Source organism: Sunxiuqinia sp. A32 (genome assembly GCF_052690465.1).
This window is the reverse complement of sequence record NZ_JBQYLI010000002.1, coordinates 287716-312778: the sequence shown is the minus strand read 5'-3', so window position 1 is coordinate 312778 and position 25063 is coordinate 287716. Positions and strand designations below refer to the sequence as shown.

Below are 25063 nucleotides of genomic sequence, written 5' to 3'. Positions count from 1 at the left end.
TTGGATGAAGAAGAAAGTAATATTTATATTAACTATCTTAATATTTAATATAGTATATACTAACGCACAAACTGGAAAACCTTTCAGTACAAAAGGATGGTGGAAACCTGCCGGGCCTAAATTCTCACCAGTTGTGAATGATGATAATAGTATCACGTTCAGGTTAAAGGCTCCTGATGCCAAAAAAGTTTCTTTGCTTTTTGACGAATGGGATGTATTTCCACAGCCGATGAGCAAAAATGAAAATGGAGATTGGAGCATTACCATTGATCCGGTGGAACCCCGATTATATCAGTATAACTTTTTAGTTGATGGACTGAAGATGATTGATCTGATCAATCCTGATGTGAAAGCAGGAACTCAGGTTTATGGCAGTGTGGTCGAGGTTCCTGGCAATGAACCTCGTTTTGATGAAGAACAGCCAGTGCCTCATGGAGATATTCATGTTCTTTCGTATTTGTCAACTTCGCTGCAGAAACTAAGGAGGATGTATGTTTATGTCCCATCAGTGTATTTTTATAATCCTGAGCAAAAGTTTCCGGTTCTTTATCTTCGGCATGGCGGTGGCGATAATGAAAGCAGCTGGGTGAATGACGGAAGGGCTGCAGTTATACTTGATAACTTGATTGCAAACAGTGAAGCTGAGCCGATGATGATTGTGATGACCAATGGCTTAACCGATGGTTCGTGGGCTGGTGGAAGCACCGTTGAAGGGATGAAGCTATTGCAGGATGAATTATTTACTGATGTAATTCCTTTAGTTGAAAAAAAATATCGGGTAGCCAAAGGAAAAGAGAATCGTGCTATTGCTGGTTTATCAATGGGGGGTGGCCAGGCTTTTGTAATTGGAATGAGAAATCGTGATAAATTTTCAGCAATTGGAGAATTCAGCGCAGGAATTTTAAGTGATGGAAATTTTGATTGCAATAATTATTTGCCTGACGTATTAGAGAACACAGAGGATATTAACAAGCAACTTCAACTTTTATGGATTAGCTGTGGTTCGAAAGATCCTCGTTTTAAGGGACATTTAAATTTTGTTGAAGGCCTGAAAGATAGTGGAATCAATTACGAGTTTCACAAATTACCCTATGGGCACGAATGGCACTTTTGGAGATTGCAATTGCATGACTTTGCAAAACGGATTTTCAAAACGGAGACCCAAAAATTAACTATGGTTGATAAAGATGCTACGTCCGAAACCCAGGCTCTTTATGCTAATTTAATGGCGATTCAGAAGAAAGGGGTGATGTTTGGACATCATGATTATCCTTCCTATGGGATTGGCTGGCGTGGAGAAGATGGGCGAAGTGATGTGAAAGATTTGGTCGGCGAACATCCTGCGGTTTATAGTTTGGATATGAATCGTATTTACGGAAAGAAAATTGAGCTTATAAAGCAGGTTTATAATCGTGGAGGGGTAAGCATGTTGGTCTGGCATCAAAGTAATCCATTAACTGAATCACCTGATGCAAAATATCCGGTTGGTACTGCATGGGATAATACCAAAGTTGTTGACCAAATTTTGCAGGAAGGCAGCGAAATGAACCTAAAATATAAAAAGCGATTGGATGATGTTGCTGAAGTTTTTCACTCGTTAAAAGACGAAAATGGAAAACTTATTCCGGTTATTTTTCGCCCTCTGCACGAACATACTCAAAGCTGGAACTGGTGGGGATCAAAGGCTACAACAAAAGAAGAATTTATCGCTTTTTGGCGCTTTATTGTAACATACTTGCGCGACGAAAAAGATGTACACAATGTAATTTATGCTATCTCTCCACAAATGGATGATGTTTATGAAGATACCGAAGGACGTTTGCTCTATCGCTGGCCGGGTAATGAATATGTTGATTTTCTGGGCATGGATTGCTACCATGGATTGAAATCTGAAGCTTTTGTTTCCAATGTGAAGGTTTTGTCTGGCTTGTCTATGAAACTTGGAAAACCAGTAGGAGTGACAGAAACAGGATTGGAAAAAAATCACACTTCAGATTATTGGACAAAAGATGTTCTACCAGCTTTAGTAGGTCAGAATTGCAGTATGGTCGTTGCCTGGAGAAATGAAAAAACGAGTCATGCTTTTGGCCCGTATCCGGGGGATGCTTCTGCAAATGATTTTAACGTTTTTTATCAAAGTCCGGTCACATTGTTTGAGAGTGATCTGCCGGATTTATATCAGATTTTTGAATAATTTAAATAGAACGCATGAAAGTTTATAAGATATTTATTGTGATGCTTTATATGAGTATCACACTATCTGGTTGCAATAAAAAAGAATCTTATCACGGTTTTGCTCCTGTAAATTCCGAAGCTTCAATTGAAGCCAGGCAGCTACTTGGATTTTTGTATTCAATTCAAGGAAAATACACGCTTACTGGGCAGCATAATTTTGTGAGTGATTTTGATCGCTACAATAGCAGAGTGCACGAAATTACCGGAAAATATTCGGTTGTATGGGGAAGTGATTTCAGTTTCAATGCTCTTGGCGATAATATTCGAAAGTTTCAACACTGTGGACCAATGAACCTGTCGGTTCCCTTTGATAGTTGCTATGTAAACGGATTATCAACGGAAGAGCTTCGTCAGGGATTGGTTGATGAGGCTATTGAGCAATATGATAAAGGACGAATTATCACATTAATGTGGCATTGTTGTTTTCCCACAGAAGGAGACGATTGCATCGGAAACTCTATCTGGACCTGGCAAAATGCACCTTCAGATTCTGTTTGGAATGAATTGGTTACAGAAGGGACCGAATTGAATAACCAATGGAAACATCAAATGGACGGGGTCGCCAAATATTTGAAGCAGTTAAAAGATGCAAACGTTCCGGTGCTGTGGCGTCCTTATCATGAAATGAATGGCGTTTGGTTTTGGTGGTGTAATAAGCCTGGAGATAATGGTTTTAAAAAGCTTTGGATCATGACCTACGATTATTTAACCGAACATCATGAATTAAATAACTTGCTTTGGGTATGGAACACCAATGCTCCCAGAAATATTCCTGGTGATGAAGCAGGTCCTTACAAAGACTTTTTCCCGGGGGTTGAATATGTAGATGTTTTGGCCGCAGATGTGTATCATGGGGATTATCAGCAATCACACCACGACGACCTCTATACACTGGGCGGAGGAAAGCTAGTAACATTAGGTGAAGTTGGTTCTTTGCCATCTGTTGAACAGTTTAATAATCAGACAAATTGGTCGTGGTTTATGGTTTGGGGATATTTTATTAATCGGAGGGACGATGGAGAGTCTGTTCGAGCAATGTATGAGCATCCTTCTTGTATAACCTTGGATGAAATCGATTTTTCTGGGAAAAATTACAAGCTAAAAGAAAACCTTAACTAAAGTCAAAAAAGTGAAAGATTTAAATAGAAGATCATTTATAAAAACTGCAGGTGCCGGAGCTGCTTTGCTTGGCCTTTCTGCGAGCACATTTGCTAATGCATTAGCTGAACCTGTTTCGAACAAATTGCCTCGTTGGAAAGGTTTCAATTTATTGGATTTTTATACATCCAGACCAATCCAGATTCCCCGTCCAGTGAATCCAAGATTAACAAAAGAAGATGACTTTAAGTGGATGTCAGATTGGGGTTTTGATTTTGTACGGATACCAGTTCAATATCCTTCTTATATCAATTTTGATCCGGGAAATCATCGTACCAAACGGGCGACACCCGAGGATGTTTTAAATTTCAACGAATCAGTTATTGAGGAAATCGAAAAGTTAGTTTACCTGGCTATAAAGCACAACATGCATGTTAGTTTAAACCTGCATCGCGTTCCTGGTTTTTGTGTGAATTCAGGATTTCATGAACCCTACAATTTATGGAAAGATGAAGAAGCACAGCAGGCACTGTATGCCCATTGGGAAATGTGGGCAAAAAGATTTCAGCATGTTTCGGCTAAAAACTTAAGTTTTGACCTAATCAATGAACCATGTTATCGTGAAGATATGAATGATCAGTTCAGTAAAAAAAGTCCATTGCCTGGTGAACTCTACCGTAAAATTGTTTTGGGATGTTTGGATGTCATTCATAAGTACAATCCGGATCGATTGGTTGTCGCGGACGGAAATAACAGTGGTGGCGACATAACTCCTGCATTAAATGATTTGAAAGTTGGACAAAGTTGCAGAGGGTATTTCCCCGGAGAAGTTTCGCATTACCGGGCACCATGGGTATGGAAAAATCCGGATGACTCTCCAAAAACTGTCTGGCCGGGAGAGATTGATGGAACCTATTATGATCGCAAAAGTATTGAGGATTTTTATGCTCCATGGATTGAAGGTGTAAAACAAGGTGTTGGAGTACACTGCGGAGAGTGTGGCTGTTATAGGGAAACACCGTATGAAGTTTTTCTGGCATGGTTAAATGATGTTCTTAGCGTGTTGACAGAGAACAATATTGGCTATGCATTCTGGAATTTTAGAGGAGACTTTGGTATTATGGATTCTGGAAGAAAAGATGTTGATTACGAGGACTGGCATGGTCACAAGCTGGATCGTAAGATGTTGGATTTGCTTCAAAAATACTAGATATAAACGCTTGAATTTATTCAGAATAGCTAACTAATATGACTAAAAAGAATAGTCTCAACAGAAAACAATTTTTAGGAAGTATTGGATCCCTGGCAATGGGCTCATTGTATTCGGCTACACAGTCATGTACATCTTCCAGTGACGATAAAAGAACCCAATTTCCTGAAATCCCTAAACGTAAATTTGGAAATACAGGAATAGAAGTTCCTGAATTAATTTTGGGAGCAGCAAGGGATATGAGAAAAAAACACCCACTGTTGACTAATTGTGTACAATATGGAGTGAATTATTGGGATACTTCGGCATTGTATAGTGGTGGAATGGCAGAGGCGGGATTGGGAGATTATTTTAAGCAAAATCCCGGAGCAAAAGAGAAAGTTTTCACCGTTACAAAGGCAGATGATATATGGGATAATAGTCCCGATATAAAGCGGATAAGCAAAGATTTGGAAACTTCCTTGCATCGAATGGGACTTAATCAATTGGATGGATATGTACCTTTACATGCAACTGAGCATCCCAGTCAAATAACACCTGAAGTAGGGGAGTGGGCCAGAAAGCAAAAAGAAAAGGGAAAGTTTCGGTTTGTGGGGCTGAGTACCCATAGCAATATGGCTCCAATTCTGATGAAAGCTGCAGAAACAGATTGGATAGATTTTGTTTACACAAAATATAATTTTGAGCTTTTCAATGATGAGGAATTGCAGAATGCATTGGATGCATGCTACAACGCAGGTAAAGGGATTGTAGCGATAAAAACTCAGCGGACACTTTCAAAGACTTTGACACTAAACGGTCCTTTTGAATCTGATGCTTTGGAAAACATGGTTACTCATTTTTTGGAGCAGGGGTTTACAGAAGGGCAAGCTAAACTGAAACTGGTTCTTGATGATAAAAGAATTAGCGCAGCTTCAGTAGGAATGGAAGATGTAGGAATTTTGATGCAAAATGTGGCTGCAATTCTTGATCAATCGAAGCTATCTCAGGCTGATGTTCAGATGATGGAGGAATACAAAAAAGCTACCTCTCATTTGTCCTGTCTTGGATGCTCACATATTTGTAAAAAAGCAATGCCTGAAATGCCCTATGTTGCAGATGTATTAAGGTATATGGTTTATCATCATGGTCATTGTCATCATCAAATGGCTAAACAAAATTATCACCGCTTGCCCATTGATATCAGGAAGAACATTAAGAATTTCGACTATCGTAAAGCAGAAGCAGTTTGTCCTCAAAAGATAGCGATAGGCGAGTTGATAAAAGAGGCAGCGGATTTAATGGCTTAAGCGATAATACTCAGACTAAAAAACATGAAAATTAAATCAATCTTCACAGTGATTTTTGTCCTTCTTTTTTGGGGATGTACTTTTTCTCAGTATCAAAAGATTTCAGTTCTGGTTTATACTTCACCGGATGTTTATCACAATCCTTCAGTGCCCGCTGCAGTTACTTCTTTAAAAGAAATGGCTGCAAAAAATTTCATGGATTTGGATTGGACTCAGTTGGAATCCAATTTTAACGACTCCGTTTTAAGCAACTATTCTGCGGTTGTTTTTCTCCATGCAAATGACAATAAATTGAATAATGAACAGCTACAAAGTTTGCAGCGATTCATTCAAAGTGGAAAAGGATTTGTTGGAATTCATGCGGCTTCAGTTCGTGGAAGTGAATGGTTCAGAAAGCTAGTTGGAAGAACATTTTTGAGGCATCCGGAAAAACAAACAGCTGTTATGCAAGTCACGGATGAGAGTTTCCCCGCGACCTTTCATTTGCCTGGAAAGTGGATGTGGACAGATGAATGGTATGAGTTTGGAGAAGCGTTGACGGAAAACCAACATGTTGTATTAACAGTGGACGAAAACACTTATTTTACTGAAGTAGGAATGGGAAAATTTCATCCAATTTCCTGGTACCAGGAATATGATGGTGGTCGATCATTTTTCACCGCGCTCGGTCATATGCAAGAAGCTTACGCAGATAAGTTTTTTTTAGATCATATACTTGGAGGTATTTATTGGGCTGCTACAGGTAAGGGAGTTTCCAAATAGTATTTTCATTTAAAGAATTAGTACTTATGAAAGATCAAGCTGGAGTTAAAATGAATATCATCCTTGTTATTCTAAGAATAGTTATTGGAGGGCACTTGTTTTTTAGCGGACTTGTGAAACTGTTTAATCCAAACTGGACAGCCAAGTCATTTCTTGAAGGTTCTTATGGCATTTTTAAATGGATGGCAGTTCAATCTCACATAGTGAATGTTGTTGATATTCTAAATGTTTGGGTACTTATTCTTGCAGGTGTGGCGCTGATTATTGGATGGCTTGAACGCATTGCAGCACTTGCCGGTATTCTATTGTTAGGCCTTTATTATTTGGCATATATTCCATTGGATCCGGCTTTATCAGCATCTGTCGGAAATGGACCAACTTATTTGGTTAATCCATTGCTGATAGAAGTCGTGGCTTTGATTGTTCTATTTCTTAACCCAACAGGAAAATTCATTGGAGTCAGCAGGCTAAAAAAAGTAAAGTTAAAGGAAGAGTCCGAGAGTATAAATGAGGAAGACTTGATAAAAGGCGCAAAGTCAAGAAGAGAGGTTGTAAAATCGTTAGCTACGGTTCCCTTTCTTGCCGTTTTTTCCATTCCTTTTTTTAATAGGAAATCGATTCAGCAGGTAGATGGAACTACTGGTGCCACTGCACTAGGGAAAGCAAATGTCTTTCGGATGGAGTATGACCGTTTGAAGAAGCTGAATTTATCTCTAAGTGATGGCGTTGCCGGAGCCCGAAAAGGAATGCCATACGGGATGATTGGAAATTTGAAAATAAGCCGGCTTATTGGCGGTAATCGTATCATCTCTAAAGATTATTGTGCGCGGGATTTGAGGTATGTTTCAAAGCTGGTAAGTATTTATAATACGGAAGATCGTATTCTGATGACACTTAAAAATATCGAGTCACAAGGTATTAATACCGTGTTTTTGACCTTTCGCAATTTTCAGGATTACCAGCTTTTGAACTACTGGAAGGAATGGGGAGGAAGTTTGCAATGGATCTCGGAGTTGCAGACCTCAAATCTGGATAAGTTACCTGAGATTATTGAGAGAAACCTGTTGATAGGTGCATCAGCATTGTGTTTGTCGCGTGAAGTTTGTGACAAATGGATTGCTAATGGTGAATTTGATCATTTGCCCAAAGCATTGGAAATTGCGCAAAAATTTGATGTGCCCGTTGGAATAGGTGGTTATTACAATGAAACTTTCCAATTTGTAATGGATCAAAATTTGCAACCAGATTTCTTTTTCAAATCGTACCATAAAGATACATATTGGTCAGCCCATCCTGAGAGTAATCGTAGGTACATGGAAATATATCAGGATGTGACAGAAAAACACGGTCACTATCATGACAACTTCTGGTACAATAACCCCAACGAATTTTCCAAATTGATGAAACAAAGTGATATACCATGGATTGCTTTTAAAACGAATGCAGCAGGAGCGTTACCAACTCAGGAGGGATTTGAGTATGCTATTCGGGGAGGTGCCGATTTTGTTTGTTGTAGCATGTACGATTTTGAGATTGGTGACAGTATTCGATCTTTAAAAAGAGCCTACATGAATATTTAGTAGTAAAAATTTTGCTTGTTTTTAATAATTGGTATTAGGTTGAGAGGCCTGTTTAGCATAGCTAGACAGGCTTTTTTTTAAATTTCTGATGCAAAAAAGGTCATGATAATATAATACCATGATATGAATATATAATACCGATTTGCATTTTTTGAAAGAAGGACGAATTAATTGTTATTTAACGATTTTGTATCTTTTGTATCACGTATCATGTTGGAAATGAGTTGTTAGTTAGCTGTTTTTTCAGTGTTTATCTTTATTTTACTACAATTGAAATACCTCCCTTTTAAGTATGTCTGCTTTCTCGTTGTGTCTGATTTATACCATACATTGTGAAAATTGTATTAAAAATTTGCTTAATCATCAGTTAATATTGTATCCTGTAAATTAACTATCGATACAAAATATGAATGCGAATGATCTATTTAGTATTGTAGTTGGTTGGGAATGTATAAATGGTTAGAATACAGACGTTTAATTTTACCATGGTAAAGGTGTAGAAAGCCTTATTTAATATTACGAGCTAAATTTTATAAAACTTAATTTAACCTAATTATGAAGATCTTGAAGTATGTAATGACTTTTTCAGTGCTGATTCTCTTGGGATCCGCCTGCAAAGATGATCCCAGAAATACGGAGGAACTTATTGATCCCTGGTTACGAGAAAGAACGCCAATTAGCTTTAAACTGCAAGGGCAGGTTGGAGAGGCTACAATAGTGGATGATTGGAGAAATGATGGCGAGGGAACAATTACGATTACAATGATTTCTACTGCCGTTGAAGACTTGCATAACGTAGAAGTGTTAGATCTTGATCTACAGTATAATGCTACCTCTTCAGTTTCTGTTGGTAGCGTACTGGATATGACTGAAGGGTCTGATTCCTTTATAATTACTGCAGAGAATGGAGAAACCCGTACTTATGAAGTATCATTTGAAGAATTCCAGGAACCAATAGTTGGTGTATATGAAATTGATCAACTTTGGTTGTATGGAGGTACTGGTCCTGAATATGGCGGTGGGGCAGTTTGGAATTTGATGGAGAAAAGCTGGCGCTGGAATGTTGATGGAAAACCAACTGCTGAAGAAGATAATACTATTACTCTTGTATTAAAAGGAGTGGATGAAGAAACAGGTGATACTTATGGAACTTGTTTAAACGATGCCGGGCCAGATGGAATGTATGCTAGTTTTATTTATGACGATAGAGACTGGGTAAAGCACGATTTGAAACATTTCTACCGCTGTATTCCAGAGGGGGAAAGTACCTGGGAAAAAGATTCGGAAACTGGTGTGATCACATTCATTTCCTCTGAAGGTGTTCAGAGATCTTGTACTATTTTGGACGCAGGAGATCATGATTTGGATGAATATAAAAGTATCAGCATTGAGAATCTCGGCTTCAATTTTCCTATCACGGAAGGTGTTTCAGATAATTGGGATGTTATCTGGGAAGATGATGCAAAATATCTATGGCATCCAAGGAATTTTATTGTAAAAGCTACCAAGCAATAGTATGCTCTCATAATCACCGCTAATATCTTTTATTTAGATATTGCGTGATTAGAAATATTCAATGATCCGGCTAAATAATTGTTTTTAAGGGTCTTCACTGGCAGAAGTCTAAAATCATCAGAGGAGTAAGGCATTTCAATCATTTGATTCCGAATCTGCCGAATATATAGTGATTAAAAATGTATTGAAATATATAATACGCATATTATTAGTCACTTGTAATCGAATTTAATAAGCTAAATATTAATCAAATTCGCTAAACTTATGTTTAATTTTCTAAAAACTTTTCTATTGTGCGCAATTCTTTTCTTTTATGGAGGAATTTCGGACATGCTGTATGGACAGCAGAAATCGATTAGCGGTATAGTTCAGGATGAGGAAGGAGAAGCGTTACCGGGAGTAACAATTGTAGTAAAAGGAACTACAAATGGTACGATCACTATGCCCGATGGAAGCTTTTCTTTATCGACGTCTCAGGATAATGCTATTTTACAATTTTCATTTATTGGTTATCAATTGCAGGAAATAGATGCATCTACTATTAGTGGTTCATTGGTGGTAAAGATGATCGAAGATATTGCTGCTATTGATGAAGTGGTAGTAACTGCATTTGCTACTCAGAAAAAAGTAAATGTTACAGGAGCTATATCCGCTGTAAATGGAGATGAACTTGTTGCTACACCAGTCGCAAATATTTCCAATGCGCTTATCGGTAATACTCCTGGTGTTAGCGGTTTGCAAACATCTGGTGAGCCAGGAAGGAATGCTGCAAATATTTATATTCGGGGTATTTCGACGTATGGTTCTGCCGCTCCTCTAATTGTAATTGATGGAGTTGAGCAGGCTGCTGAACAAGCATTTGAGGAATTGAATGCTATGGATGCCAATGAAATTGCCGGCATTAGTGTGTTGAAAGATGCTGCATCTACTGCCGTTTATGGTATTAGAGGAGCAAATGGGGTTATTATTGTTACTACCAAACGAGGACGTTCCGGTAAAGCAAAAATCAGCTTCTCTTCAAACTATGGTTTAACCAAAGCTTCTAATTTGCAGAAGGGAACAACTGCATACGAGTATGCACTTTTAAGAAACGAAGGAATTCGCAATGAGCAACGTGCATATGATGGAACTGGAAGTTTGTCAGCGTATATCTACAATGATTATGATTTGTGGAAATTTAAGAATAATCGTGATTTCACACCGGTTGAAGTTGATGCGATGTCCAACCTTTCAAGTGAGCAAAAAGAAATTCTTAAAAATTCACCTGCATTGTACTATGCAAGCCATGATTTGTATAAGGAACAATTTGATAAGATTGCTCCTCAGTTTCAATCTAACCTTAACATTTCTGGCGGAACACAAAAAGTTAAATATTTTGTATCCTTTGGTTACTTTAGTCAAGAAGGGATTACAAATTCGACCAAATATTTTGGATCTGAAACAGGGTCAAATTTTAATAGGTACAACTTTAGGGGTAATTTTGATATTGACATTGCCAAAAACTGGCGTATAACTGTTAATACTGCTGGTCAATTCGGACAAACACAGGGGCCTGGTATTAACTCCGGTCCTTATGATTTGAATGGACGTTACAAAGTTATCATGCAATATATCTATGATGGTAACCCATTCATTACTCCAGGTATTATCGATGGCAAATTGATTAATAATTTTGCTGGTGTTCCCGGATCTATCCAAAATCCATTAGGAGTTAAAACGGGAAGTCAGATTGGTTCTCAAAATGCAGTTTATAACTTGCTTATTAGTGGTCGTGGAACCATCTATAATAGCCTGTTGGATAACTTGGTAAAAGTTAATCATGAAATGGATTACCTGGTAAAAGGATTGAAGGCTCATGCAACCTTAAGTTATCAGGACAATTATAATCGTTACGTAACTTATTCTCCATCCATTCCTTCCTATTCGATTCAAAGAAGCCTTGATAATCCAAATGAATATCAATTTTTTGGAGGAGCCATGGGAGCAGGTTCATTTAATTCCTATGGGTACAGCAACTGGAATAAATTATATGTAGATGCCGGTTTAAACTGGGCTGGAAGTTTTGGAGATCATAACGTATCTGGTTTATTGCTTGGCAAAGGCTCTAAGTATACCATGCCAAGTGATTCTTATAATGTTCCTTCGGGTGTGATGGGATTGGTTGGTCGTGTAACTTACAATTATAAAGATCGTTACATGGCTGAATTTAATGTCGGTTATAACGGAACGGAGCAATTTGCAGAAGGCAAGCGCTTTGGATTCTTTCCTGCCTATTCTTTAGGTTGGGTGCCAACCAGTGAAACCTTTTTCAGGAAAAGTGACTTTCTTTCGTTTCTTAAAATCAGGGGATCATATGGTGAAGTTGGTAATGATCAGCTTGGAGGAAGCAGAAGATATTATTATTTGCCAAATACCTATAACTTAGGACAAGGAGGTTACTGGTTCGGTAACAGCAACGGATCTTCACAAAACACATACTTCAGTGGGGCAAATGAAGGTGCGCTCGGTAATCCTGCAATCACATGGGAAAGAGCAAAAAAATATGATGTTGGTTTAGAAGTGCATTTCTTTAAGAATAAACTATCATTAATTGCAGATTGGTTTAAAGAAGATAGAAATAACATCCTTACAACTTTAGGTACCATTCCTGCTATTTATGGTGTGTCTTCCAGTTCTGTTCCTCCTGCAAATGTTGGAATTACTAAAAACGAAGGTTACGAAATTATGGCCAGGTGGGAAGATCATAAAGGAGATTGGAGTTATTCTATTGAAGGCGATTTAAGCTATGCGCGAAATAAAATTATTTACAAAGCCGAAGCCAATAATCCATATCCCTGGATGAATCAGACAGGATTTGCAATCGGGCAACGTTTTGGTCTGGTTAGTGACGGTTTATATAACACTCTAGAAGAACTTAATAATCGTCCTTACAATACCTTCACTTCCAATAAAGCCACTCTTGGAGATATCAGATACAAAGACCTGAACGGTGATGGTTTGATTGATAATAAGGATATCGCTCCAATTGGCTTCCCAAATTATCCTCAATACCACTTTAATACCAAATTTAAGGTAGCTTACAAAGGGTTTGATTTGAATTTATTGTTTGTAGGAACAGCCAATGGTTCCTATTACCTGAACAGTGGTTATACTATTCCTTTCTTTAAACGTGCAGGAAATGCATGGCAATGGATGTATGATGGAAGATGGACGCAAGAAAAATATCTTGCCGGGGAAGAAATTACATTTCCTCGTTCTACGTTCGATGCTAATGGAACCCACAACAATTATCGTCAAAGTGATTACTGGATGAAGTCCAGCAATTTCGTCAAACTTAAGAATGTTGAGCTGGGCTATACTTTCCAAACTGAAGGATCTCATTTCTTCAACAGAATTGAAGCATTTAGGGTGTATGCAAATGCCAATAATGTTTACACATTCAAAAATGATCTTACTGATATTGGAATTGATCCGGAAACTACTGATGGTCGCACTTATATATACCCATTGACAAGTGTTGTTACAGTCGGCCTTAGCATGCAGTTTTAACAGGTAATAAATTAAGAAGATAATATTTATGAAAAAATTAGCAATAATACTATTAATACTAGGATCTGTGGGTCTGATGTCATGTGAAGATGTCTTTCTTGAGAAACCGGATACTACAGGAACAGTCGATTTGAACGAAGTATATAGTTCATCGAAGAATGCGGAAGCTGCTCTTTTTTCATGCTACCGGAACATTTTGATACATGGTTGGCCAGGAGGTTGGGGAGTTGGTCACGGTGCACTGGCTTCAATTAGCGGTGAGCGTTCAAAAGGTTATTCCTGGCATGGTACCAATACGATTGCACTAACTGGTTTATCTGTTAACGGAACTGACGGTTCTGATGGTGGTGCAGATCATTTTGGAAATAACTGGAGTAATATCAGGAAATGTTTTTTGGTAAAGGAAAATATTGACAAGGTTCCTGATATGAGCGAAGAGACAAAAGGATACATTAAAGCGGAAGTTACTGGTTTGGTTGCTTATCGATACATGGGGATGTTTTATCGTTATGGTGGACTTCCAATTGTGCGTAAATCTTTTGAAGCGACAGATGACTTGAACACTGGTAGAGAAAGCCTTGAAACCACACTTGACTATATTATTGAATTGTGCGATTCAGCTTACATGGGACTTCCTGCTGGAGACTGGAGCGCTGATAAAACTGGCCGTTTAACACGAGGTGCGGTTTTGGCAATTAAAGCCAGGGCATTGACATATGCAGCGCGCCCTTTATTTAATAGCAGTACTCCATATTTGGACAATGGTGAAAATAATGATTTGGTATGTTTTGGTAGCGAAGATGTAGGAAGATGGCAAGATGCGATCACTGCAAACGAGGCCGTACTGACATGGGCTAATTCAAATGGCTATGGATTAATTAATACCGGAGGTGCAGGTGAGGGCCAGCCAAATCCGAATGCATTGGATGACTATGGAACGGCTACTTCAACTCCAGCTAACAGAGAAACGATATTAGCTTATAAATGTAATACCACAAACATGTGGGAATGGCCTGGAAGTACAATTTTCTACTATTTAAATACATCAAGAAACTGGGGGAATAATCGATGGGATACCGATTTGGTTGGTTTGTTAACTAATTTCCTTGAGTTGTACTATAAAAATGATGGAACAGATCAGGAATGGCCTGAAATCGGTGAGTCTACACCAAGGGATGCCAGCGACTGGTTGGAAAAAATTCCTCAGATGGAAGCTCGTTGTTTGGCTGATAATATCTTTCCAGGATTTGATTCATATAATAACCCTGGAGTTTATAATTACAGCGCTGAAGGCTGGGGACGTTCAACTGCAAATATGGGTAAAGAGGGTGAATTCCCTCAGGCTATTGGTTCAGGTAGAGGTTGCGGATTTCCTGTCAAATTCTACTACCATGCAGAATCTCGAGTTTGGTTTGAACCACCATTGTTCCGTTTAGCAGAAACATATCTGAATCTTGCCGAAGCATACAATGAATCAGGTAATTCTTCAAAAGCACTTGAAAATTTGAATAAGGTACATAACCGTGCTGGTTTGCCAGCAGTGACTGAAACCAACACAGAAGCGCTTAGAGAGATTATACAACGAGAAAAGGCAATAGAGTTTTATAATGAAAATCAGCGCTATTACGATGTTAAACACTGGAAGCACAAAGATATTGCCAATGGCATTATTGGTGGTTCTATGCGCGAGCTGCAATTCAAAATTAAGGCTGATGCCAGTGGTAGTAACAACCTAGCGGTAAACCTTGAGTCATATTGGGATGCAGAATCATTTGTGGCGTTCTGGAGTCCAAGAATGTATTTGGAACCAATTCCTCAATCGGAAGTGAACAAGGGAGTTACTGTTCAGAATCCTGGTTATTAAACCACTAAAAAAGTTTATCACATAAGATGAAAGTAATGAATATGAAAAAACTAAATATATTTCGAGAAATCCTTATGGCAGGAGTGTTCTCTGTGATAGCTGGATTTGGATGGGCTCAGGAAGTAAATTCTGCATCCGATTCTATTGCTTCGAACTCTGCTGTTTCTGATATCGTGATACCTACTGATCAACAGACTAATTCCTCTGCCATTTCGACGGTAAGTGGAACTGAACTTTATAAGATCAATTCATCAAACTTATCCAATACCTTTCCAGGTATGTTGTCTGGATTGACTGTGATAGGGGGGGCGGGTGAAGTTGGAAACAATAATGCAAATTGGTTGATCCGTGGGATGGGAACCTATGGTGTTGGATTAAATGCTGCAAAAATCTTCGTGGATGGTTTCGAGGTGAATTCAAATTACATGGTTTACCTGTCACCAACAGAAATAGAAACTGTTTCTATTTTGAAAGATGCTGGTGCACTTACTTCATTCGGTGAAAGAGGTGCGAATGGTATAATCTGGATTGAAACAAAGCGCGGAAAAATTGGAACTTCAACGGTTACAGCTCAAGTGAGATATGGATCACAAACACCAATTGCTGTGAATAAGCCTTTAGACTCTTATGGTTATGCTTCATTATACAATCAGGCAGTAAGTAATGATATGGGGGCGTGGTCTCCAGTTTACTCAGATGCTCAACTTTCAAATTATCAGAATGGACAAGGTGTGAATGTTGATTGGTATGACGAAGTATTGAAAAACTCTGGGTCAGTGGTTGATGGTGATGTAACATTTAATGGCGGTACTGAGCAAGCAAGATATAATGTAACAATGGGTTATATTAATCAATTGGGGCTTTATGATGTAAGTCAAACAGACACAACTTCAAATTTGAATTATTCCCGGTATAATGTCCGTGCAAATTTAGATTTTAAATTGTTGGATATTTTTGAAGCTCGTGTTGATATTGGTGGCCGTATTGAACGCCGTAAAAGACCAAATATCGGGACTTCAGATATGATGTCTATTTTATCCCGTTATCCTTCGAATATTTACAATGTATTCGATGATGAAGCGATGAATTACTATTCTGGAACAGCAATTTACAGTAACAACCCGGTGGCTTCTGTTCAATCTTTGGGTTGGGCATCCAATCAAACGCGTATTCTTCAGGGTAACTTTACTTTGAAGGAAAAGCTGGATTTCATAACGCCCGGACTATATATGAAAGAGTCATTTTCTTTTAATGCTTATACTTTAAGTTCATACAGCAAAACAAAGAATTATGCCCGTTATTATAACGGTGAACCAACTACTACTGATGAGACTACTTCAATTACGGCGAGTGGATGGGGTTCTGCGGGCATGGAAGACTGGAAGCAAGGGAAGATCACATTAGGATATGATCAACAATTTGGAAAGCACGCTGTGAGTACCGCTGTAAATTTTCATTCTTCTGCATATAATGGAGATGGGTATTTTTCCTATAAATATCATTACGTGAATTTAAATGGAAAATTTAACTACAGTTTCGATAACAGGTATGTTGGTGAACTATCGTTTTCATATTTTGGAAATGATTCATATGCACCTGGCAATCAATGGGCACTTTATCCAGCACTTTCTGGTGCATGGATTATATCCAATGAAGATTTCATGAACAATTCAAAAAATGTTGATTATTTGAAATTGAGAGCTTCTGTTGGCCAGACTGGTTCTTCAGACTCAGGTTCTACAAGTTCATTGGCATCGTTCTCTTCAAATGGTCGTTTTCTGTTTAAGGAGTATTTCACATCCAGCTATGTTGGAGCATTCTACACCGGAGCTTCCTCTGGTTCGTGGCAAAGTACTTTAGTTCCTATGTTTATCTCAAATCCAGATGCTCATGCAGAAAAAAGCACCAAGTACAACCTCGGTGTTGATGCAGCTTTATTTGGAGGTTTAAACATTATTGCTGATGCATATTTAGATAAAAGAACTGATATTTTGACTTTGGATAATTCATTGATGAACTATTACGGTAAGAATTACTATTTGTCAAATATTGGGGAGATGACCAGCAAAGGGTTTGAATTAACTGCGATCTGGCAAAAACAACTTGGTGATTTTTCCTACTCTTTAAATGGTATGATTTCGTACAATACCAACACTATCGACTATATGGCAGAAGTTGCAACAGCTCATGACTACAATGCAATGACTGGCCGTCCTGTTGGAACTATTATTGGCTTGGAAGCGGACGGTTTCTATGATATTTCAGATTTTAATCCTGATGGATCATTGGTTAGTGGAGTTTCTGTTCCTGCATTTGGTGCTGTTCTGCCGGGGGATATCAGATACAAAGATTTAGATAATAACGGAATTGTCGATCAAAATGATGTGACTGCTGTCGGAAAATCGATTGTACCTGAGTGGACATATAGTTTTGGTGGTTCTGCAGAATACAAAGGATTTGATATTAGTATCATGTTCCAGGGAATCGCAGGAGCATCGGCAAACTTACTTTCTAACTGGCAACAAACAGTAGCATTTGTGGATAACGGAAATGCTTTCCCAATTGCTGAAGGAGCCTGGGCTTATTATCCTGGTCAAAATATTGATACACGTGCTACTGCAACGTATCCCAGATTGACCACTCAAAGTAACGATAATAACTACAGAACCAGTTCTTTCTGGATTAAGAGTCGTGATTATCTGAAAGTTCGCAACATCGAATTGGGATATAACTTCTCAGAAAATTCAAAATTCAAAATTCAGGGAGTTGATAACCTTCGTATTTATGTAAATGTAGTAAATCCATTTACCTGGAGTAAGCTGCTTGATGATTACAACATGGATCCGGAAAATATATACGGCGGTTATCCATCTGTTAAATCGGTTAATGCTGGTGTATCCTTAACTTTCTAATATTTAAAACTGACAGAATTATGAATTTAAGATATATAAAGAGATCATTGTTCATCTTGACAGGGCTGTTTTTATTGTCGGGTTGTGAAGAGTTTCTTGATACAAGTTTGGATAGAAACCAAACTTCTGAAACTATTGCAACCAATCGCAGTACCTTGTGGAACTTTGGCAATGCATTTTATTCGCCAATTCAATACGGATTTTCGGTTGTTGATGGAAATATTTTTGCATCTGCATCTGATGAAGCCCAACAAACCAATGTTTCTTCAAATGTTGTATATTTCAACAAAGGTATCATTAACGAGAGCATTAATCCGCTGTTCTATTTGTACCAGAATTACTATGAAGGTATCAGGGCTGCTAACTATTTCCTTGATTACGTTAAAGACGGGAAAGGTGAAGAATTACTTGCTCTAAATAGAAATATTGAGAATGATATTTATTCCTACCAAAGGGATGTAGCATCATTAAATTGGTTTATTGCAGAAGCACATATTGCTCGCGCATTTTATTACTCAGAGTTAATAAAAATGTATGGAGGAGTGCCGATTATTGAGAAAACAATAGAGGAGTCGAATAATGAGAAAGTCGCTAAATCTGATTACGATGCAGTTGTAAATTATATCGTAAATGAGATTGATACTTACAAAGATCAGTTGGCTGTTAACTGGGATGATTTCTCTGATAGAAACGGTCGATTTACTCTTGGAGTAGCGTTAGCTATTAAAGCCCGTGTTTTACTTTATGCTGCTAGTCCGTTGCATAATACAACAGGAGACGTTTCTAAATGGGAAAAGGCCGCTGAGGCCGCTCATGATTTGATTAGCAATACGGATTTGAGTTATGCTTTGGATGGTGATTACCGAAACTATTTTGTAGGAGGAAATCCTCTAACAAGCTCAGAAACTATTTATGCCGTACGTCGTGGAAATTCAAATTCAATGGAAGTTAGCAACTATCCAATTGCTACGGCAGGAGGATATAGTGGAGTAACTCCCTCTGAAAATCTGGTTTCGGCATACGAATATATTGGAGAACCCGATCCAGCTGATCCTTATGCGAACCGTGATCCAAGGTTAGCTGCATCAATTGTTACCAATGGAAGTACCTGGAATGGACGTGAAATTGATGAGACTGCAGGTGGAACCGATGATATGGCTAATTCCAATGCCAGTCGCACCGGTTACTATTTGAAAAAATTCCTGACTGATGGATTGAACTTGGTTCAGGGACAAACTGCTCAACATAACTGGGTAACTTATCGGTATGCCGAGATCCTTCTTAATTATGCTGAAGCAATGAACGAAGCATATGGACCAACTGACATTCCTGCCGGCTTTACCATGTCTGCAACGGATGCATTGCAAATGGTTCGTGATCGTGCCAGTGCCGCTCTTCCAGCAATTACTGCAGATACAAAAGTAGATTTTCGCGCAGTGGTAAAACATGAACGCCGCGTAGAATTGGCATTTGAAGACCACCGTTACTGGGATTTGCTAAGATGGAAAGATGCTGAGCAAGTACTTAATCAACCAATTAAAGGCGTAAAAGTAACTGCTGATGGAGAAAGTCTAAGCTACCAGGAGATTACAGTTGCTACCCGTAAATTTGAAGCAAGGAACTATTACTTGCCATTCTTGCGCTCCGAGATAGAAAATTCACAAGGTACACTTGTGCAAAATGACGGTTATTAATCTGAGAATATAAAAGAATAAACTATGAAACTTAGAATAGTCTTAATGTTATTATTGATCCTTCCAATTGTATACAGTTGTCAGGAGGGCGACGGGGATCAAGATTATGGATTTGCATATATCTATATGCCTCAGGCGATGGTTTCAGGCGGGCTGGACAACTATTACAATGTTCCTGCCGGTGGCGCAGAATATACGCAAAACTTTAAGGTCGAAGATGGAAAGGTGAAGGTTATCCTTGGAGTTCTACATTCAGGCAAATTATCAGATGAAGCTTACAGCGTGGACGTAAATTCGTCTGCCCCTTCTTCTGATGTATTGTCAGAAGTTGGAGGAGTTGTAATGCCAGCAATTTATTCGTTACCTCAGTCTGTTAGTGTCTCTGCAGATCAGAGTGGTGAAGCTTTTTATCTCTCCATTGATGCCAATGAATTAAGCACAGGCAATTACGACGGTCAAAAATTGGTGCTAGTGGTGGAAATTAGCAATCCATCCAATTTTGAATTGGCTGACGTTGGGACTTCAGTGGTCGTTATCGTAGATGTAGATAGTATTAAATCGCATTTGTAGTAAATGATCTGGAATTTTCCTAAAAGGCTATTGGTAATGGTGAAAACCTAATAATGCCAACGCCTTTTAGGGATTTTATTTAAAATAAAGATAATTGAGAGTGAACGATTTTCATCCAGGCGATGAATAGTTCTCTTAGATCGAAGCAAAATAGGTATTAAATGAAAAAAACTGGTTTAATTATTTTCTTTTTGGCGGTTACAGCAATTATTGTAAAAGCTCAAATTAGCGATGTGCAATTAATTACAAAAAAGGTTTTACAATATGATCGCGCAGACTTTTCAATTCAATTAGCTGCTAATTGGACAAATCCATATTTTCAAGAAGACGTTTCTCTAGATATGCTTTTAACTGCCCCGAATGGACAAAAGTTGACTTTACCTTGTTATTACGTTTCAGGCGAAAGTGGAAGCAATTCCAGTTGGGAAGCCAGGTTTACACCACAGCAAGCAGGGAAGTATGAATATCAGTTTCTGCTTAGTGAAAAAGGGGATTTTAAAGCTACATCCGAAAAATTCAACTTCGATTCAAAGCCCTCCAGGTTAAGGGGATTTCTTCACACTAAAAGCAACTGGATACTTCAATTTGATAATGGTGAGCCTTTTAGAGGAGTAGCGGAAAACTTGTGTTGGGAATCACGCACAAATGATGATTCGAAATTCTTTAAAGCGTTGCACGAAAAACACGAGAAGTATAATTACGATTATCTAATTCCATTATTTTCTAAGAATGGTGGGAATTTCTGTCGTGTTTGGATGTGTTCGTGGAATTTCCCAATTGACAGGCAAAATCATTTCAATAATCATCGATATGAAGCTTCAAATGAGTATTTCAATCCTAGTGCGGTGAAGAAACTGGATCAGTTTGTTGATTTGTGCAAGGATAATAATGTTTATGTGATGCTTTGCATGGGGCAAGGAGACGTTCGTGCAGACCACAACTTTTTTATATCGGATGAAGCTAAGGCTAAATACAAAAATCGTTTGCGTTACATTGTGGCCCGGTGGGGGTACAGTCCAAATATCGGAATGTGGGAATTTTTTAATGAGATTGATAATATCCAGCATCGGAACCAAGGTGGGCCTATTCCTGCAAAAGATATTGTAGCGTGGCATGCTGAAATGAGTACCTACCTGAAGGAACTTGATCCATATAATCATATTCGTACTACTTCAATCTCGCACAGGGATTTAGAAGGTTTAAATTCAGTTGCAGATCTAGACATCAATCAAAAACATATTTACAATAACACGGATGTTCTTCCAAGGGAGATCGAAAAGTATGAGAAAGAATTTGGGAAACCATATGTGATTGGTGAATTTGGTTATGAGTGGGATTGGTCGAAGAATTTTGATGATTTCAGTGATGGAATGGACTTCGATTTTAAAAGAGGACTTTGGTATGGATTATTTACCTCTACGCCAATCACTCCAATGAGTTGGTGGTGGGAGTATTTCGAAGATCGCGATATGATGGGCTATTTCCGTGGTGTAAGCGAAATAAATAATCAAATGCTGCAAGCTGGAAACGGCGATTTTGAAAAAATTGATGTAGACGTTGAGGGGTTGGAAGCATTTGGCGTGAAATGTGGACAAAAGACATTTGTTTATTTACTCAATAAAACCGATCAAAAAGTTTATTCGAAAGTCAAAATTGAAGAAAAGAATCAGCTATCGAATTTGAAAGTATATCATCCAACATCATTAAATTATAGTAAGAAAAAAAGTGTCGCTTATAGTGACGGAGCAACTATTATAGACAATGTTGAATTGAATGCAAAGGATGAGTTGGTATTGATTTTAACCAACAAATAGGAATAAAGAAGAGTTGAGTTGATGATAAAGTGTTGGAAATATATCTGTTTGTTTTTAGCTGTTGTTCAAATGATAAATGTTGAAGCACAAAATTTTGGATTGACGAGTCCTCAGGATCAGGTTACGTTACCAAAATCGGCTGTTCAAGTTGTGTTGCCACAACGAAAACAGAAAGAGCAAAAGGCTACAAGAATTGACAACATTGGAGAAAATGAATGGAAAATCATTGATGGGTGGGAATTAGCTGAGGCTTCGAAAGTTATTGCATCAGACCAATCTTTATTCAATAAAGATTTGAATACTTCAGCATGGTACAATGCGATAGTTCCCGGAACTGTTTTAACTACATTCGTTGAGCAGGGAATTTATCCTGATCCATACTATGGCGTGAATAATTTGTCTATTCCAGACTCACTTTGCAGAATAGACTGGTGGTATCGAACAACGTTTGAACTTCCAGTAGGAAATGAAGATAAGCTGATTTGGTTGCTTTTTGAAGGAATTAATTATAAGGCAGACGTGTGGCTGAATGGAAATCTGTTGGGCTCAATACACGGGGCTTTTGTCCGCGGAAAATTTGATGTTACTGATTTTGTCAATACTTCCGAATCGAATATTCTGGCAGTGCATATTTTTCCACCGGATAATCCCGGCATTCCTCATGAGCAATCGCCAACCGCTGGACGTGGTCCAAATGGAGGGCAGTTATGTTTGGATGGGCCGACTTTCATCTCATCCGAAGGATGGGATTGGGTACCAGGAATCAGAGATCGCAATATTGGAATCTGGCAGGACGTAAAGATCAAATACACAGATCAGGTTACTTTGGGAGATCCCCTGGTGATAACGGATCTACCACTGCCAGATACAACATCTGCTGACGTTACTATTCAAACGGAGTTAATTAATCATTCCGATAGTTTGCAGCGAGTGAAAGTGCATTGCCGGTTTGACGATATTTCTTTGGTGAAATCGGTTGTCTTAAAACCAAACGAGCATAAACAAGTAAAATTTTCACCGAATCAATATTGGGAACTGAGTTTAAACAATCCGAAGTTATGGTGGCCAAATGGTTATGGTGAGCCAAACTTATACAAACTAAACCTGATAGTTGAAAATTCGATTGGGAAGGAATCTGATCGCAAATCTCTCCAATTTGGAATTCGTGAATTGAGCTATGAACTTACTATAGATGCACCTGACAAACCAGCATGGCGTGTTCAGTTTTCGCCTCTCAATTTGCTGGGACAAAAAAAGCCGCTTTTTGATAATAGAAAAAGAAGAGATGTTGGGGATGGTGTAAGTATTCCGACACTAAGAGAAGGTGCTGATGAATCGGTTTTAGTACCAGTGGACGACGAAAAAGCAGCTCCATATTTGATTATAAAGGTTAATGGAATACCCATTTTTTGTAAAGGTGGAAATTGGGGAATGGATGATGCAATGAAAAATGTATCACGGGACCATCTTGAGCCTTATTTCAAACTTCATCAAGAAGCAAATTTTAACATGGTCCGAAATTGGACCGGTGAAAGTACTGAAGAAGTATTTTATGAACTATGCGATGAATACGGTCTTTTGGTTTGGAACGACTTCTGGCTTTCAACAGAAGGATACAACTTAAATGTAAATGATGATGAATTATTTATGCGAAATGCCAGAGATGTGGTTCGTCGCTTCAGAAATCATCCATCGATTGCTATATGGTGTCCTCGAAACGAAGGCTATGCACCGGAAACTCTTGAAGATAGATTGGCCGAGTTAATTGTGGAAGAAGATGGTACAAGACACTATCAACCGAACTCTCGTTATTTGAATCTTCGTCCAAGTGGTCCCTGGCATTATTTCAAAGATCCGGCAGATTATTACAGAAATAATGCAAAAGGGTTCAATACAGAGCAGGGAACACCGTCTGTGCCAACGGCAGCTTCAGTTCGAAAAATGATGGCTGAAGAAGATACCTGGCCAATTAGTGATGTATGGTACTATCACGATTTGCATTATGGACAACAAGAGTATTGCTCGGCAATTGATCACTTATATGGTGATTCTGAAAATCTGGATGACTTCTGTAAAAAAGCTCAGATGGTGAATTATGATAGTCATCGGGCGATGTTTGAGTCATGGAACAGTAAACTTTGGAATAATACGACTGGATTACTCCTTTGGATGACGCATCCAGCATGGCCAAGCATGGTTTGGCAAGTTTACTCATGGGATTATGAAACTTTTGGCTCCTATTATGGGTGTCAAAAAGCTTGTGAACCTATTCATGTTCAGCGAAATCTCAATGATGGAAAAGTTGTCGTAATAAATACAAGTATTCAAAATGTAGAGAATGCTTCTGTGAGTTGCGAAGTTTATGATTTGCAGGGTGAAAAGTTGTTTTCTAAATCAACGATTGTTGATGTATTTTCGAATCAATTGACAGAATGCTTTACTCCAGTTTTTCCTAAGAAACTGGTTGGAAATTATTTGGTTAGACTTATACTTAAAGATAATAGAGGCCAAATCATATCATTAAATGATTATTGGGAAAAAGGTTTTGGGAAAGATGATTTTGAAGATTTTAATGAATTGCACGAGGCCAAAATAAAAGCCAAAATAGTTAAAGAAAGCGAATCTCCAGACTTGATTAAAGTTCGATTGAAAAATACAGGAAATACAATTGCCTTATCAATTAAACTCAGTTTAAATAATGAAAACACAAACAAGCAAATATTACCTGCTTATTTCTCAGAAGGATATTTCAATTTGTTACCTGGCGAGAGTCGGACTATTGAAATTGAGCATTTAAGAAATGATTCATTTAATGTTGCTGCAGAAGGATATAACCTGAAATTGAATAAAATATTATAATAGAATGGCAAATGGATAATAGGTGTTTAGAAAGAGTGGAATGATACGAATCTGTTAGTATTGCAGAGAGTGTCTATACATTTCTGATCCATCATTTTGGCATGAAATGTAT

At 38.2% G+C, this 25063-nt stretch carries 14 protein-coding genes; all 14 read left to right on the top strand.

Features of this window, described 5'->3' with window-relative positions; all coding sequences use genetic code 11:
- The first annotated feature begins 4 nt into the window (after nt 1–4).
- The 14 genes from ACUNWD_RS03165 (at nt 5) to ACUNWD_RS03100 (ending at nt 24951) form a co-directional block, all read left to right on the top strand.
- Entirely contained in the window at nt 5–2194 is a 2190-nt protein-coding gene (locus ACUNWD_RS03165; RefSeq protein ID WP_445586313.1) for a glycosyl hydrolase, read from the top strand.
- A 14-nt stretch (nt 2195–2208) separates the two neighbouring features.
- Nucleotides 2209–3354: a glycosyl hydrolase gene (locus ACUNWD_RS03160; protein WP_445586312.1), complete on the top strand. Its 1146-nt coding sequence runs from the start codon at nt 2209–2211 to the stop codon at nt 3352–3354.
- A gap of 10 nt (nt 3355–3364) precedes the next feature.
- Nucleotides 3365–4543 (top strand): glycoside hydrolase family 5 protein, encoded by a 1179-nt coding sequence (locus ACUNWD_RS03155; protein WP_445586311.1) that lies wholly within the window; start codon nt 3365–3367, stop codon nt 4541–4543.
- Nucleotides 4544–4581: 38 nt separating this feature from the next.
- On the top strand, nt 4582–5832 hold the full coding sequence (locus ACUNWD_RS03150; protein WP_445586310.1) for an aldo/keto reductase: 1251 nt from the start codon (nt 4582–4584) through the stop codon (nt 5830–5832).
- Nucleotides 5833–5856: 24 nt separating this feature from the next.
- Nucleotides 5857–6594 carry a ThuA domain-containing protein gene (locus ACUNWD_RS03145; RefSeq protein ID WP_445586309.1) on the top strand — a complete coding sequence of 246 codons (738 nt, stop codon included), beginning with the start codon at nt 5857–5859 and terminating at the stop codon, nt 6592–6594.
- A gap of 26 nt (nt 6595–6620) precedes the next feature.
- Nucleotides 6621–8174 carry a DoxX family membrane protein gene (locus tag ACUNWD_RS03140; protein WP_445586308.1) on the top strand — a complete coding sequence of 518 codons (1554 nt, stop codon included), beginning with the start codon at nt 6621–6623 and terminating at the stop codon, nt 8172–8174.
- A gap of 555 nt (nt 8175–8729) precedes the next feature.
- Nucleotides 8730–9689: a hypothetical protein gene (locus ACUNWD_RS03135; protein ID WP_445586307.1), complete on the top strand. Its 960-nt coding sequence runs from the start codon at nt 8730–8732 to the stop codon at nt 9687–9689.
- Nucleotides 9690–9953: 264 nt separating this feature from the next.
- Entirely contained in the window at nt 9954–13238 is a 3285-nt protein-coding gene (locus tag ACUNWD_RS03130; RefSeq protein WP_445586306.1) for a SusC/RagA family TonB-linked outer membrane protein, read from the top strand.
- Between the two features lie 28 nt (nt 13239–13266).
- Nucleotides 13267–15102: a RagB/SusD family nutrient uptake outer membrane protein gene (locus ACUNWD_RS03125; protein WP_445586305.1), complete on the top strand. Its 1836-nt coding sequence runs from the start codon at nt 13267–13269 to the stop codon at nt 15100–15102.
- 41 nt (nt 15103–15143) lie between these two features.
- On the top strand, nt 15144–18014 hold the full coding sequence (locus ACUNWD_RS03120) for a SusC/RagA family TonB-linked outer membrane protein (RefSeq protein ID WP_445586304.1): 2871 nt from the start codon (nt 15144–15146) through the stop codon (nt 18012–18014).
- 20 nt (nt 18015–18034) lie between these two features.
- Nucleotides 18035–19708 (top strand): RagB/SusD family nutrient uptake outer membrane protein, encoded by a 1674-nt coding sequence (locus ACUNWD_RS03115; RefSeq protein ID WP_445586303.1) that lies wholly within the window; start codon nt 18035–18037, stop codon nt 19706–19708.
- A gap of 24 nt (nt 19709–19732) precedes the next feature.
- Nucleotides 19733–20278: a hypothetical protein gene (locus tag ACUNWD_RS03110; RefSeq protein ID WP_445586302.1), complete on the top strand. Its 546-nt coding sequence runs from the start codon at nt 19733–19735 to the stop codon at nt 20276–20278.
- 161 nt (nt 20279–20439) lie between these two features.
- Nucleotides 20440–22092 (top strand): DUF5060 domain-containing protein, encoded by a 1653-nt coding sequence (locus tag ACUNWD_RS03105; protein ID WP_445586301.1) that lies wholly within the window; start codon nt 20440–20442, stop codon nt 22090–22092.
- A gap of 69 nt (nt 22093–22161) precedes the next feature.
- Complete coding sequence (locus ACUNWD_RS03100; protein WP_445586300.1) at nt 22162–24951, top strand: glycoside hydrolase family 2 protein; 2790 nt, start codon at nt 22162–22164, stop codon at nt 24949–24951.
- Nucleotides 24952–25063: the final 112 nt, after the last annotated feature.

Excerpts from the sequence above, each read along its gene's own strand:
- ACUNWD_RS03165 (WP_445586313.1), top strand. The coding sequence starts at position 5 with ATGAAGAAGAAAGTAATATTTATATTAACTATCTTAATATTTAATATA.
- ACUNWD_RS03160 (WP_445586312.1), top strand. The coding sequence starts at position 2,209 with ATGAAAGTTTATAAGATATTTATTGTGATGCTTTATATGAGTATCACA.
- ACUNWD_RS03150 (WP_445586310.1), top strand. The coding sequence starts at position 4,582 with ATGACTAAAAAGAATAGTCTCAACAGAAAACAATTTTTAGGAAGTATT.
- ACUNWD_RS03145 (WP_445586309.1), top strand. The coding sequence starts at position 5,857 with ATGAAAATTAAATCAATCTTCACAGTGATTTTTGTCCTTCTTTTTTGG.
- ACUNWD_RS03140 (WP_445586308.1), top strand. The coding sequence starts at position 6,621 with ATGAAAGATCAAGCTGGAGTTAAAATGAATATCATCCTTGTTATTCTA.
- ACUNWD_RS03135 (WP_445586307.1), top strand. The coding sequence starts at position 8,730 with ATGAAGATCTTGAAGTATGTAATGACTTTTTCAGTGCTGATTCTCTTG.
- ACUNWD_RS03130 (WP_445586306.1), top strand. The coding sequence starts at position 9,954 with ATGTTTAATTTTCTAAAAACTTTTCTATTGTGCGCAATTCTTTTCTTT.
- ACUNWD_RS03125 (WP_445586305.1), top strand. The coding sequence starts at position 13,267 with ATGAAAAAATTAGCAATAATACTATTAATACTAGGATCTGTGGGTCTG.
- ACUNWD_RS03120 (WP_445586304.1), top strand. The coding sequence starts at position 15,144 with ATGAAAAAACTAAATATATTTCGAGAAATCCTTATGGCAGGAGTGTTC.
- ACUNWD_RS03115 (WP_445586303.1), top strand. The coding sequence starts at position 18,035 with ATGAATTTAAGATATATAAAGAGATCATTGTTCATCTTGACAGGGCTG.
- ACUNWD_RS03110 (WP_445586302.1), top strand. The coding sequence starts at position 19,733 with ATGAAACTTAGAATAGTCTTAATGTTATTATTGATCCTTCCAATTGTA.
- ACUNWD_RS03105 (WP_445586301.1), top strand. The coding sequence starts at position 20,440 with ATGAAAAAAACTGGTTTAATTATTTTCTTTTTGGCGGTTACAGCAATT.
- ACUNWD_RS03100 (WP_445586300.1), top strand. The coding sequence starts at position 22,162 with ATGATAAATGTTGAAGCACAAAATTTTGGATTGACGAGTCCTCAGGAT.